General features: G+C 65.7%; 11 protein-coding genes. 8 read left to right on the top strand and 3 right to left on the bottom strand.

The window, feature by feature from the left end:
• Positions 1–66: 66 nt before the first annotated feature.
• Positions 67–1,041: an NADPH:quinone oxidoreductase family protein gene (locus I6F09_RS27155; protein WP_036002812.1), complete on the bottom strand. Its 975-nt coding sequence runs from the start codon at positions 1,039–1,041 to the stop codon at positions 67–69.
• A 254-nt stretch (positions 1,042–1,295) separates the two neighbouring features.
• On the opposite strand from I6F09_RS27155, the gene I6F09_RS27160 reads away from it, so the two are divergent.
• The 7 genes from I6F09_RS27160 to I6F09_RS27190 all read left to right on the top strand — a co-directional run bounded on the left by I6F09_RS27160 (position 1,296) and on the right by I6F09_RS27190 (position 9,103).
• On the top strand, positions 1,296–2,135 hold the full coding sequence (locus I6F09_RS27160; protein WP_225148242.1) for an SDR family oxidoreductase: 840 nt from the start codon (positions 1,296–1,298) through the stop codon (positions 2,133–2,135).
• Between the two features lie 116 nt (positions 2,136–2,251).
• Positions 2,252–2,920, top strand: a complete 669-nt coding sequence (locus tag I6F09_RS27165; protein ID WP_036002810.1) for an invasion associated locus B family protein — start codon at positions 2,252–2,254, stop codon at positions 2,918–2,920.
• Between the two features lie 187 nt (positions 2,921–3,107).
• Positions 3,108–4,310 carry a 23S rRNA (adenine(2503)-C(2))-methyltransferase RlmN gene (rlmN, locus tag I6F09_RS27170; protein ID WP_036002808.1) on the top strand — a complete coding sequence of 401 codons (1,203 nt, stop codon included), beginning with the start codon at positions 3,108–3,110 and terminating at the stop codon, positions 4,308–4,310.
• A 163-nt stretch (positions 4,311–4,473) separates the two neighbouring features.
• Positions 4,474–4,968 (top strand): hypothetical protein, encoded by a 495-nt coding sequence (locus tag I6F09_RS27175; protein WP_036024186.1) that lies wholly within the window; start codon positions 4,474–4,476, stop codon positions 4,966–4,968.
• A gap of 57 nt (positions 4,969–5,025) precedes the next feature.
• Positions 5,026–5,802, top strand: coding sequence for a phosphatase PAP2 family protein (locus I6F09_RS27180; protein ID WP_036002803.1), 777 nt, complete (start codon positions 5,026–5,028; stop codon positions 5,800–5,802).
• 91 nt (positions 5,803–5,893) lie between these two features.
• Positions 5,894–7,231, top strand: coding sequence for an argininosuccinate synthase (gene argG / locus I6F09_RS27185; RefSeq protein WP_225189470.1), 1,338 nt, complete (start codon positions 5,894–5,896; stop codon positions 7,229–7,231).
• 114 nt (positions 7,232–7,345) lie between these two features.
• Positions 7,346–9,103: an alkaline phosphatase gene (locus I6F09_RS27190; protein WP_225148245.1), complete on the top strand. Its 1,758-nt coding sequence runs from the start codon at positions 7,346–7,348 to the stop codon at positions 9,101–9,103.
• 92 nt (positions 9,104–9,195) lie between these two features.
• Here I6F09_RS27190 and I6F09_RS27195 read toward each other — a convergent pair whose 3' ends face one another.
• Positions 9,196–9,816 carry a TetR/AcrR family transcriptional regulator gene (locus tag I6F09_RS27195; protein ID WP_036002793.1) on the bottom strand — a complete coding sequence of 207 codons (621 nt, stop codon included), beginning with the start codon at positions 9,814–9,816 and terminating at the stop codon, positions 9,196–9,198.
• A 228-nt stretch (positions 9,817–10,044) separates the two neighbouring features.
• Between I6F09_RS27195 and I6F09_RS27200 the strand changes: the two genes are divergently transcribed.
• Positions 10,045–11,001: a homocysteine S-methyltransferase family protein gene (locus I6F09_RS27200; RefSeq protein ID WP_225157748.1), complete on the top strand. Its 957-nt coding sequence runs from the start codon at positions 10,045–10,047 to the stop codon at positions 10,999–11,001.
• Between the two features lie 50 nt (positions 11,002–11,051).
• On the opposite strand, the gene I6F09_RS27205 is transcribed toward I6F09_RS27200, so the two are convergent.
• Positions 11,052–12,673 (bottom strand): OmpA family protein (locus tag I6F09_RS27205; RefSeq protein WP_225189471.1); only part of this gene is annotated, 1,622 nt, incomplete at its 5' end.

Here is a 12,673-nt window from a genome sequence, read left to right on the forward strand (position 1 = left end):
TTCGCGGGCGATGACAGTGAGTGTGTGGTGTGCAGGTCGCGACAAACGCGTTTCCGTCTCGCATCCTCACGGATGCAAGATCACCTTGCCCATGGCCTGACGTCCCGCCAACACCTTCAACGCATCGGCCGTCTGCGCCAGCGGGAAGGTGCGGTCGACATGCGATGAGATCTTGCCTTCCGCGGTCCACTTCACCAGCTTCTCCAGATTGGCGCGGTTCTTGGCCGGGTTGAGCCGGGTCCAGGCGCCCCAGAACACGCCGCGGATGTCGCAGCCCTTCAGGAGCGCGAGGTTCAGCGGCATCTTGGGAATGTCGCCGGCGGCAAAGCCGATGACGAGGAAGCGGCCTTCCCATGCGATCGAGCGCAGCGCCTGTTCGGCGTAAGCACCACCAACGGGATCGAAGATGATGTCGACGCCCTTGCCGCCGGTGAGCTTGCGCAGGCCTTCCTTCAGATCTTCCTTGGCATAGTTCAGCGTCAGCTCGGCGCCGTGCGCCTTGGCGAATTCGAGCTTCTCGTCCGACGAGGCGCAGGCGATGACCTTCAAGCCCATCAGCTTGCCGAGCTCGCAGGCCGCAAGGCCGGTGCCGCCGGCCGCGCCCAGCACAGCGAGCGTCTCGCCCGGCTTGGGGCTGGCGCGATCTTCCAGCGCATGCAGCGCGGTGCCGTAGATGATGATGATGCCGGCCGCGCGGTCGTAGTCGAGATTGTCGGGGATCTTCACGATCGATGCCGCCGGCAGCGCGATCTTCTCGCGTGCGCCGTTGTGGCCGCAGGAGGCGACCACGCGATCGCCGACCTTGAGATCAGTGACACCAGCGCCGATGCTCTCGATCACGCCCGCAACTTCCGCGGCCGGCGAGAACGGGAACGGCGGCTTGATCTGGTACTTGCCCTGGATCATCAGGATGTCGAAGAAATTCAGCGCCGCCGCCTTGATCGCGATCACGGCTTCGCCGGGCCCCGCCACCGGATCGGGCACCTCAGTCAGGACGAGGTCGTCGGGCTGGCAATATTGCGAGCAGAGGATGGCTTTCATGGCGGCACCTTGAGGGCGTTTCGGGTGGAATTATAGTTTGGCCGTTTCTGCCGGATTTAGGCAGTGGCGACAATCCGGATTCTTTGTCTGGGGTCAGCGACGGCCTATCCTCCGTCGTTGCGAGCGCAGCGAAGCAATCCAGAGTCCGTCCTGCGGAATAGTCTGAATTGCTTCGCGAAGCCCGTCATCGGGCCGCGCTTCGCGCGGACCCGGTGGCTCGCAATGACGAAATCCGCGGAGAAAGGATTCAAACGATGTTTGAAACAAGCCTGCTGAAGAACAAGCGCACCCTCATTACCGGGGGTGGTTCGGGTCTCGGCGCTGCGATGGGGCGTCGCTTCCTCGCGCTCGGCGCCGAGCTCGTGATCTGCGGCCGCAAGCTCGAGCGGCTCGAGGCGACGGCGCGCGAGATGCGCGACGAGACCGGCGGCACGGTCATCACCATCGCCTGCGATATCCGCGACGGTGCGGCGGTCGACGGCATGATGGATGCGATCTGGCGCGAGGCGCCGCTCGACATCCTCGTCAACAATGCCGCTGCCACCTTCATCGCACAGAGCGAGCATCTCTCCTTCCGCGCCGCGGACGCGATCTTGGCGCCGACACTGCATGGCGCGATGTACTGCACGCTCGCCGCCGGCAGGCGCTGGATCGAGGCTAACCATCGCGGCGTCGTGCTGTCGATCCTCTCGACCTCCACCATTACCGGCCGCGCCTTCACCGTTCCCTCGGCGATGGCGAAATCCGCACTGCTGGCGATGACCAGGAGTCTTGCGGTGGAATGGGGCCCGAAGGGCATCCGGACCGTGGCGATCGCGCCGGGCCCGTTTCCGACCGCAGGGGCCACCGGGCAGCTCCGTCCCGAAGGCCGCGACGAAGGCTGGACCTCGCGCAATCCGCTCGGCCGCACCGGCGAGCACGGCGAGCTCGCCGATCTCGCCAGCTTCCTGGTCTCGGATCATGCCGCCTACATCAATGGCGAGATGGTGGTGATCGACGGTGGCGCGCATCTGCGCAGTTCCGGCGCCGAGGATTTGCTCGGCTGGACCGAGGCGCAATGGGCCGCGCAACGCGCCGCCCGATCCAGGGCCTAGCCGCCGAAGATACCGCTAACTGCCTTCCCAAATTGAACTTTCCCGGCTATCCCTGCCCGGGGACAAAGCGCGCTCGGGCCATCTTCCAGTCACAATATTGAGGGAACCAACGCGGCATGTGGCGGGTGCTGATTTTAGCTTTGATGACTGGCGTGGCGGCCGGGGGAATCGCCGTGTCTGCGCGGGCGCAGACGGCGCAACCGACGCCCAAGTCCAGTCCAGCTCCAAAAGAGGCGGCACCGAAGCCGGCGGCGCCGCCGGCCAACACCAACGCAAAGGCGGCCCCGAAGCCCGAGAGCAAGCCGGCGGCCCCGGCTGCGGCCGTTGCGGGGGGCGCGGAGCCGACCCTGATCGGGCAGTTCGGCACCTGGGGTGCCTATTCGGCGACGCCGAACGGCAAGAAGGTCTGCTTCGCGCTGGCCAAGCCGTCATCGTCGAAGACCAATCCGCCGAACCGGCCGCGCGATCCCGCCTATGCCTTCGTCTCGACCCGGCCGGCCGAGAAGGTCAACAACGAAGTCTCGGTCATGATCGGCTATGCGCTGAAGCCGGGCTCGGAATCGACCGCCGAGGTCGGCGGCGCCTCCTTCGCCATGTACACGCAGGGGGACGGGCTCTGGATCAAGAACGCGGCCGAGGAGGAGCGGATGGTCGAAGCCATGCGCAAATCCGCCGATCTCGTCGTCAAAGGCGTCTCGGCCAAGGGGACCGAGACGACCGACACCTTCTCGCTGAAGGGCCTCGCCCAGGCGCTCGACAAGATCGCGCAGGATTGCCGGCGTTAAGACTGCGGGCGATAAGGTCGCAATCGGCGGTTCCGGTTGTTATATAAGGGCCGTTCCAGATTTCTTCGTCATTCCGGGGCGCGCACAGCACGAACCCGGAATCTCCGAGGTTCCGGGTCTGGTCCTCAGGGTCGCTTCGCGATCTCTTCGGACCATCCCGGAACGACCAAGCCATTAGGTCCATTCAATGCAACCGACGACCGAGCCGCACAACGGCCTCCTGGTGGAGAAGACCCCGCTCGAAACCTATGTGCCGCCGGCCAAGCCGTCGCTGATCGGCCTGTCGCGCACCGAGCTTGCCGATCGGCTCGGCGAGATCGGCGTCGCACCGGCGCAGCGCAAGATGCGGGTGCAGCAGCTGTGGCACTGGCTCTATTTCCGCGGCGCCCAGAGTTTTGACGAGATGAGCTCGATCTCGAAGGGCATCCGCGCCGAGCTCGCGCAGCATTTCACCGTCGACCGGCCGGAAGTCGTGGCCGAGCAGATCTCCAACGACGGCACCCGCAAATGGCTGTTGCGCCTGCCGAGCGGCGACAATGTTCAGAAGGCGCATGAAGTCGAATGCGTCTACATCCCCGAGACCGACCGCGGCACGCTCTGCGTTTCCTCGCAGGTCGGCTGCACGCTCAATTGCGCCTTCTGCCACACCGGCACCCAGCGCCTAGTGCGCAACCTCACCGCCGGCGAGATCGTCGGCCAGGTGATGGTCGCGCGCGACCGTCTCAACGACTGGGCCGATCGCGAGGACGGCACGCGCCGCGTCACCAACATCGTGATGATGGGCATGGGCGAGCCGCTCTACAATTTCGACGCGGTGCGCGATGCGCTTCTGATCGTCGGCGACAACGAAGGCATCGGCATCTCCCGCCGCCGTATCACGTTGTCGACCTCGGGCGTGGTGCCGAACATCGTGCGCGCCGGCGAGGAGATCGGCGTCATGCTCGCGATTTCGCTGCACGCGGTGCGCGACGAGCTGCGCAACGAGCTGGTGCCGCTCAACCGCAAATATCCGATCAAGGAGCTGCTGCAGGCCTGCCGCGACTATCCCGGTGCCTCCAACGCGCGCCGCATCACCTTCGAATATGTGATGCTCAAGGGCGTCAACGATTCGCTCGACGACGCCAAGCTGCTGGTAAAGATGCTCAAGGGCATTCCGGCCAAGATCAACCTGATCCCGTTCAATCCCTGGCCCGGCACCGCTTATGAATGCTCGGACTGGGACCAGATCGAAAAGTTCTCCGAATATATCTTCAACGCCGGCTATTCCTCGCCGGTGCGCACCCCGCGCGGCCGCGACATCCTCGCCGCCTGCGGCCAGCTCAAGTCGGAGACGGAAAAGCTCTCAGCGCGCGAGCGCCAGGCGCTGCGCGCCATGGCGATGACGGATTAGTGTGTCATGCCCGTGCTCTCGCCTCCTCGTCATTGCGAGCGCAGCGAAGCAATCCAGAATATCTCCGCGGCCTCAGTCTGGATTGCTTCGTCGCATCAGCGCAAAATTGCTGCGCAATTTTGTCGCGAGCTCCTTGCAATGACGGCGAGGTGATTTTGACGTCATGTCCCTGATCGGCCGCCTCGTCGTCATCTTCATCGGCTTCCTCGCCGCCTGCTTTGTCGGCGGCATGATCGTCGTCGTCGCGCTGCTGTTTCCGGAATTCGCCGATCTCGGCGCCGGTCCGGTCGACCAGGGCACGATCGACATCCTGCTCGGCTTCGGCTTCATCTTCGTGTCCGGCTTTGCGCTGGTGCCGGCGGCGGTGATCGTCGCGATCACCGAAGCGCTCTATATCCGCAGTGCGATCGCCTATGCCGTCGGCGGCGGCCTTGTCGGGCTCGCCTGCTATCTCGGCCTCGTCCCGTTCCATTCCGACACGTTGCAGTTTGAGGGCATCGTCCGGCGTCACCTGGAGATCATGACCGGCGCGGGCATCGTTGCCGGCTTCGTCTACTGGCTGATCGCCGGCCGCAACGCCGGCGTCTGGCGCGAACCGCCGTCCCCGCGGAAACCACCGCCGCCATTGCCGGCGAATTCAAGGCCGGGCCCGCGGTGAGTTTCCTACCCTCCCCTGGGGTTTCCATCTCCATCCCACTCCGCTAAACCGCGCGCCATGAACCGTACCGGACTCTTCATTGCCCTGGCGCTGTGGCTCGTGATCGGCGTCGTCTTCGGCCTCTATCCCGAGCTCGACCTCAAGCTCGCTTCGCTGTTCTTCGACGCGGAGACCAAGACGTTTCCGCTCAAGCTGAACGGGTGGGCCGGCTTTGCGCGCGATGCGGCGATGTGGATCGCCTGGGCCTTCGCCCTTCCCTCGATCGTCGCGCTCGTGGTCAAGATGATCCGGCCCGACCGGCCGCTGATGGTGCCGGGGCGTACGGTCATCTTCCTGCTGGTGACGATGACCATGTCGGCCGGTATTTTGACCAACCTGACGTTCAAGAATTATTGGGGCCGTCCGCGTCCGGTGGTGGTGACCGAGTTTGCCGGCGATCAGCAATTCGTGCCGTGGTGGGATCCGCGCGGCACTTGCGGGCGCAATTGCTCGTTCTTCTCCGGCGAAGGCGCGACGGCGTTCTGGACGCTGGCGCCGGCCGCGCTGGCGCCGCCGGCGTGGCGGCCGCTCGCCTATGCCGCCGCCGTGGTGTTCGGCGCCTTGACCAGCGCCCTGCGCATGGCCTTCGGCGGGCACTTTTTCACGGACGTGTCGATCGCCGGCCTCGTCACCTTCGTCGTGATCTGGTTCGCCTACGCGCTGATTTACCGCTGGCCGCGGACGCGGTTCTCGGACGAAGCGGTGGACGCCGCCCTGACCCGGTTGAACATGCCCGCCTACCGGCTCCGCCAGCGCCTGTTCGGCCGCAAGACCGGCCCCGAGCCCTCGGTTTGAGCTATTAAAGGGGTGCCGAGCCCCGCGAAATTTGATATTCGCGCGGTCGAACGCACCCATCACATCAGCTTGAGACCCGATTGGAAGCCCCATGACCACGATCCTGAAAAGCCTGCCCAAGGGTGAGAAAGTCGGCATCGCTTTTTCGGGCGGCCTCGACACCTCTGCGGCGCTGCTCTGGATGAAGCAGAAGGGGGCGCGCTGCTACGCCTACACTGCCAATCTCGGTCAGCCGGATGAAGCCGACTACAACGAGATCCCGCGCAAGGCGATGGAGTTCGGTGCCGAGAACGCGCGGCTCGTCGATTGCCGCACGCAGCTGGTTCACGAGGGCATAGCCGCGATCCAGTCCGGCGCCTTCCATATCTCGACCGGCGGCATCACCTATTTCAACACCACGCCGCTCGGGCGCGCCGTCACCGGCACGATGCTGGTCGCAGCGATGAAGGAAGACGGTGTCAACATCTGGGGCGACGGCTCGACCTTCAAGGGCAACGACATCGAGCGCTTCTACCGCTACGGCCTGCTCACCAATCCCGGCTTGAAGATCTACAAGCCCTGGCTCGACCAGCAGTTCATCGACGAGCTCGGCGGCCGCGCTGAGATGTCGGCATTCATGACCGCGCAGGGCTTCGCCTACAAGATGAGCGCCGAGAAGGCGTATTCGACCGACAGCAATCTGCTCGGCGCCACCCATGAGGCGAAGGATCTCGAGAGCCTCGACAGCGGCATCAAGATCGTCAACCCGATCATGGGCGTGCCGTTCTGGCGCGACGACTGCGCCGTCAAGGCCGAGAAGGTCGTGGTGCGTTTCGAGGAAGGGCAGCCGACCGCGCTGAACGGCCAGACCTTCTCCGATCCGGTCTCGCTGTTCCTCGAGGCCAACGCGATCGGCGGTCGTCACGGCCTCGGCATGAGCGACCAGATCGAGAACCGCATCATCGAGGCCAAGAGCCGGGGCATCTATGAGGCGCCCGGCATGGCGCTGCTGCACATCGCCTATGAGCGCCTCGTCACCGGCATCCACAACGAGGACACGATCGAACAGTACAGGATCAGCGGCATGCGCTTGGGACGCCTGCTCTATCAGGGCCGCTGGTTCGATTCGCAGGCGTTGATGCTCCGCGAGACCGCACAGCGCTGGGTCGCCCGCGCCGTCACCGGCGAAGTCACGCTCGAGCTGCGCCGCGGCAACGATTATTCGATCCTCAACACCGAGAGCCCCAACCTTACCTATGCGCCGGAGCGGCTGAGCATGGAGAAGGTGGAGGACGCCGCCTTCACGCCGGCCGACCGCATCGGCCAGCTCACCATGCGCAACCTCGACATCGCCGACACCCGCACCAAGCTCGGTCTCTATTCGAAGACCGGCCTGTTGTCGGGCAGCGAAGGCTCGCAGATCTTCCGGCTCGAGAGCGATAAGGGCTGAGGCTTTCCGGAGCCCGGATTGCGCTTCGCTCCATCCGCGCTCCGAGCTTAATGACGCTGTCATTCTCGACCGCTACGCTTCCACTGTTGGAAACGGGATTGCGGAGCATCGCACATGGTCAGGGGATCGGCACTCGCCTCTCTCATTGTTCTCTGTTGGGCATCATCATCGTCGGCGCAGACGATCTATCCGATCGACCGCGCCGAGATCCTGGCCGGAGCCAAGTTCGACTTCAAGGTCGAGCTCCCGGGGCTGGTCGATCCCGCCAAGTTGAAGGTGACGGTGAACGGCGCGGATTACGCGGCCGCGTTCGGCCGCTCCGGAACCTTCGTCGAGCGCGAGGACGGCAAGGAGCAGTCGGCCCTGGTCCTGCGCGACGTCACGCTGACCAAGCCGGGTAGCGTCGCCGTGGAGGTGAGCGACGGCACGCGCCAGCGCAGCGTCACCTGGACGGTCTACGACACCGGCCCGCGCAAGGCGAAGAACGTCATCCTGTTCATCGGCGATGGCATGTCGCCGGCGCATCGGGTCGCCGCGCGAATCCTGTCCAAGGGCATTTCGGAAGGCAAGAGCCGCGGCAAGCTCGCCATCGACGACATGCCCCATATGGCCCTGGTGGCAACCGCCGGCTCGGACTCGATCATCACGGATTCCGCGAACTCGGCGAGCGCCTATGCGACCGGGCACAAGAGCGCCGTTAATGCCCTCGGCGTCTACGCTGACCGCAGCGCAAGCCCGCTCGACGATCCCAAGGTCGAAACCATCACTAGCCTTGCCAAAAGGCGGCTCGGTATGGCGATCGGTGTCGTCACCAATACCGAGATCGAAGACGCGACGCCGGCGGCGATGGTCGCGCACACCCGCCGGCGCGCCGCCTATGACGACATCGTCGAGCAGTTCTTCGCGGCAAAGCCGGATGTGATGCTGGGCGGCGGCAGCGCAAATTTTCTGCCGAAGTCGGCTGCCGGCTCCAAGCGCAAGGACGAGACCGACTACATCGCGAAGTTTCGCGATGCCGGCTATCAGGTGGCGACCACCGCGGGCGAACTCAGCGCCTCTGCCGCCAAGCAGGAGACGAGCAAGCTGCTCGGCCTGTTCGCCACCGGCAACATGGACGGCGCGCTCGACCGCAAATTCCTCAAGGGCGGCGGCGTCAAGAAATTCCCCGAGCAGCCTGATCTGACCGAACAGGTGCAGGCAGCGTTGAAAATCCTCTCGAAGAACGAAGCCGGCTTCTTCCTAATGGTCGAATCCGGAATGATCGACAAGTACGCGCATTTGCTCGACATGGAGCGCGCGGTCTACGACACGATCATGCTCGACAACGCGGTGCGTCAGACGCGCGAATGGGCGCGCGCACGCGGCGACGACACCCTCATCCTGGTGCTGGCCGATCACAATCACCCCAACAGCCTGGTCGGCACGGTGAATGACGACATGGCCACCGTGCCCAACGTTCCCTTACGCGAGCGCGTCGGGGTTTACGACAAGGCCGGATTTCCGAACTATCCGGCCCCAGACGCGGAAGGCTACCCGTCACGCATCGACGTGAGCCGCCGGCTTGCCATTTTCTCGGCGAGCCTGCCCGATCATTACGAGACGTTCCGTCCGAAGCTCGACAATCCCAACGAGCCGACCGTCAAGGCCGGCGACGACGGCACCTTCAAGGCCAACGACAAATACAAGGAGGTCCCGGGCGCGGTGCTGCGCCCCGGCAATCTGTCGTCGCTGGTCGGCGCCAGCGTGCATTCGGGCGAGGACGTCATTGTCACGGCGGCGGGCCCGGGGAGCGAGCGCGTGCACGGCTCGATGGACAATACCGAAGTGTTCCGTGTCATGGCCGATGCGCTGGGATTGGCTGCGCGAGAATGATGGGGGCGACTGCCAACCTGGGCCCAATCACATTCCTGCCGCAGGCGAGCGCGGCAGGCCGGGCCGCCCTGGTCCGCTCACGTTCCATCAATTCACGACGAGTGAGGCGGCGTGAAGACCAGCTTCACGCAGCTGCGGAAGAGCAGGATCTGTCGCTCCAGCCGCTTCGGGTCGTTGAGCGTCTTCGACATGATGATTGCGCCGTCGACGACGCACGAGATCATCTCCGCGAGATCGTCGAGATCGATCGGCTCGCGGGGCGGATAGATGGCGGCGATGCCGTCGAGAATCTCGCGGAAGTGCGCATTCCAGCTCCGGACCGATTGCGCGGTTAGATCGCGAACATCGCGGTCGAACAGGCGCTCCTGGTAGCAGATGCTGGCGATCAGGCAGCCGGGATGGCCGTTCGGCAGATCGGCCATGACTTCGGCGAGTAGTTTCAGCGAGATCAGGAACGACTGCAGCGGGTCGTCGGAGAGCTCACGTCCGCGCCTGAAGATCTCGTCGAACAGGCGGTCATTTGTATCCACGTAGCGACGCAGCATCTCCCGTGCGAGCGCGTTCTTGTCCCTGAAGTGATAGAAGAAGCCGCTCTTGGTCAGTCCGGCCTCGGCAATGACCTCCTCGATCGAGGTGGCGCCGAAGCCCTTTGCGAGCACCGCCGCTTCCGCGATCTCGAGAATGCGCTCGCGCGTCGCTTCGCCCTTTCCCATCGATGTCTCCAGAACTGTACCGACGGTGCGGAAATTCGCCCTTGGGGCCAAGGCCCCCTCCGCGTGACTCGTGCAAATCATTGATTTGTCTCCGCTTGCGGGTGGAAGTTCAGCCGCACCACGGGGCTTCTAGAGCGACGCGACATTATGCGGCACCAAATGCCGCGACCGAACACGGGCCTAGCGCGACCGAGTGAAGAGCGGCCCGTCCAAATGATGGAGCGATCAATGGCCAGATACAGACATGGTCTGCCGCAGCGCGGCGGCGGCATTTTCCTGACCGATGGCGGCATGGAAACAACCCTCATCTTTCAGCACGGGCTGGAGCTGCCCCACTTTGCGGCATTTGTGCTGCTCGACAGCGCGGATGGCCGCGCGCATTTGAGGCAGTACTACGAAGCCTACCTGCGTATCGCGCGGCAGCATGGGCTCGGCTTTGTCCTCGACAGTCCGACCTGGCGCGCCAACCCTGATTGGGGCGCCAAGCTCGGCTATGATGCCGCCAGGCTCGAGGCCATCAACATGCGCGCCATCCGCTTCCTCGACGAATTGCGCGGCGCTTGGGAGTTGCCCGGCATGCCTTGCGTCATCAACGGCGCGATCGGTCCGCGAGGCGACGGCTACAAGGCCGGCAACATGGACGCGGCGGAGGCGGAAGCCTACCACTCAGGCCAGATCGCGGCCTTCGCCGAGGCGGGCGCCGACATGGTGACTGCATTCACGCTGAACAGCATCAACGAAGCGGTGGGCGTGGTCCGTGCAGCCAAGAGGCAGGACATTCCGGTCGCCATCTCTTTCACGGTCGAAACCGATGGCCGCCTCGTCCGGGGAGAGTCGCTGCGCGAGGCGATCGAGGCGGTCGACGACGCAACTGAACGTGCCTGCGAATACTTCCTGATCAATTGCGCGCACCCAACTCACTTCGAGAGTGCACTCGCCGCAGGCGAGGCGTGGGTTCAGCGCATCCACGGCATCAGAGCCAATGCATCGGTCAAGAGCCACGCCGAGCTCGACGAATCGGAGGCGCTGGACAGTGGTGATCCCCAAGATCTCGGCCGCCGCTACCATTTGCTGAGGCGCGCATTCCCCGGCATGCGCATTCTCGGCGGCTGTTGCGGCACTGATCACCGGCATGTTGCCGCCGTTTGCGAGGCATGCCTGCCGTCGGAAGCAATGACGGCGTGACAAGAAAAATGGCCGGGATCGCTCCCGGCCATTGTCTTCTTGCGAAGGTCTTACTGGCGCGGCGGAGGCGCCGCGTTGGCCTGGTCGCCGTTGAGCAACGGCGTGATGCGACGGACGGTGACGCGCCGGTTGATCAGGCTCGCGCCTTGCGTCTGCTCCTTCAGATACTGCTCGCCATAGCCCTGCGACGTCAGGTTCTCCGCGGGCACACTGAATTGCTGCGTCAGCAATTCGGCTGCGGCCTGCGCGCGGCGATCCGACAGCGACAGATTGTCGACCTCGTTGCCGACCGCATCGGTGTGGCCCTCGATCAGGAACACCTCCTGCGGGTTGGCCTGGAGCGCCTGGTTGATGCCGTCGGCGATCACTTGCAGCCGCGCCGCCTGATCCGGCGGAATGGTCCACGATCCGGTCTCGAAGTTGATCGTGTTGACGTCGATGCTCGGCATCTGCATGCGAACATTCGGGCTGTAGCGGATCTCGTCGAGCGAGTAGCGCCGGTCGATCCGCTGCACCGGCGGAGCCCGCATCGTTTCGTAGATCACCTGCGGCGGCGCCTCCTGGGCGTCGACGATGTAGCGATCGTAGGGAATGTTGACCACCGGCGGCGGCACGTCGACGTAGAAGCCGCCGACCGCCCGCGGATCGCGGTAGGTGTTGTCGATGATCACGATCTCGCGTCCGCGCGGGTCCCGGCGGATACGACGCAGCAGCGAGCCGTCCGGCCCGACCACGGTGATCACCTCGCTGCCGTCGGGACGGATCACGACGGTGCGGGTTTCGCCGCCGACGGTGTCGGTGCGGATGTCGCGGGCGCCATAGCGGAAGCGATAGAGATCGTTGCCGCGGACGTAAGCCTGCCCGCCCGGATCGCGGATGATGATGCGGTCCGGCTCGGTGTAGACGGTGCGGCCGCCTTCGACGACCTCGCGCCGCTGGTTATGGATATCGGCGATGGTGGCGCCGATCACGGCGCCGGCCACCACGCCCGCGCCGATCGCGAGCGGCGTCAGGTCACGCTGCTGCGGACGCGGCGGCGGCGGCAGGGGCGCGGCGACTGTCGGCGCGGCGCGGAAAGCCGGCGCGACGGTCGGCGGTCTGTATTGTGCCCGGTCGGGCGGCGGCGCTGCGGCCGGCGTGCCGGGCACCACGGTCGGAGCCGCGGCGCCGGCCGGAGGTGCCGGCGGCCGGGCGGGCGCACCAGCCTGCGGCGGCGCAGCCGGAGTCCCGGCGGCGGGCGCGCCGGCAGGAGGCGTTCCACCCTGTTGTCCCGGGGCTGGCGTCGCTGTCGGGGCCGGGGTTGCGCCGGGCGCGGGCGTTGCCGACCCCGGACGTCCGGGCGGCGGGGGTGGCGGCGTGCTGCCGGGCGCGGGCGTTGCCGTTGGAGCGGGCGTGGCGCCGGGTGCGGGTGATCCCGGCGGGGGCGGCGGCGCGCCAGGACGTACGCCGGGCGGAGGTGCGCCGGGGCGACCAGCCGGCGGTGCGCCGGGCGTGCTGCCGGGAGCCGGCGTTGCGGTTGGCGCAGGTGGCGTCGTCGGTGTTGGTGTCGCCGTTGGAGCCGGCGTGACTGCCGGCGCAGGCGCGCCGGGGCGGGCCGGGGGCGCGGCTGTCGGAGCAGGCGGTGTTGCCGTGGGCGCAGGAGCGGGCGTCGGCCGAGCCGGCGGAGCCGCTG

The organism is Bradyrhizobium sp. IC3195 (assembly GCF_020193585.1).
In the GTDB taxonomy this organism is placed as follows: Bacteria; Pseudomonadota; Alphaproteobacteria; order Rhizobiales; family Xanthobacteraceae; genus Bradyrhizobium; species Bradyrhizobium yuanmingense.

Bases quoted from the DNA above. Each gene is read 5' to 3' on its own strand.
- I6F09_RS27155 (WP_036002812.1), bottom strand. From the start codon at position 1,041: ATGAAAGCCATCCTCTGCTCGCAATATTGCCAGCCCGACGACCTCGTC.
- I6F09_RS27160 (WP_225148242.1), top strand. From the start codon at position 1,296: ATGTTTGAAACAAGCCTGCTGAAGAACAAGCGCACCCTCATTACCGGG.
- I6F09_RS27165 (WP_036002810.1), top strand. From the start codon at position 2,252: ATGTGGCGGGTGCTGATTTTAGCTTTGATGACTGGCGTGGCGGCCGGG.
- rlmN (WP_036002808.1), top strand. From the start codon at position 3,108: ATGCAACCGACGACCGAGCCGCACAACGGCCTCCTGGTGGAGAAGACC.
- I6F09_RS27175 (WP_036024186.1), top strand. From the start codon at position 4,474: ATGTCCCTGATCGGCCGCCTCGTCGTCATCTTCATCGGCTTCCTCGCC.
- I6F09_RS27180 (WP_036002803.1), top strand. From the start codon at position 5,026: ATGAACCGTACCGGACTCTTCATTGCCCTGGCGCTGTGGCTCGTGATC.
- argG (WP_225189470.1), top strand. From the start codon at position 5,894: ATGACCACGATCCTGAAAAGCCTGCCCAAGGGTGAGAAAGTCGGCATC.
- I6F09_RS27190 (WP_225148245.1), top strand. From the start codon at position 7,346: ATGGTCAGGGGATCGGCACTCGCCTCTCTCATTGTTCTCTGTTGGGCA.
- I6F09_RS27195 (WP_036002793.1), bottom strand. From the start codon at position 9,816: ATGGGAAAGGGCGAAGCGACGCGCGAGCGCATTCTCGAGATCGCGGAA.
- I6F09_RS27200 (WP_225157748.1), top strand. From the start codon at position 10,045: ATGGCCAGATACAGACATGGTCTGCCGCAGCGCGGCGGCGGCATTTTC.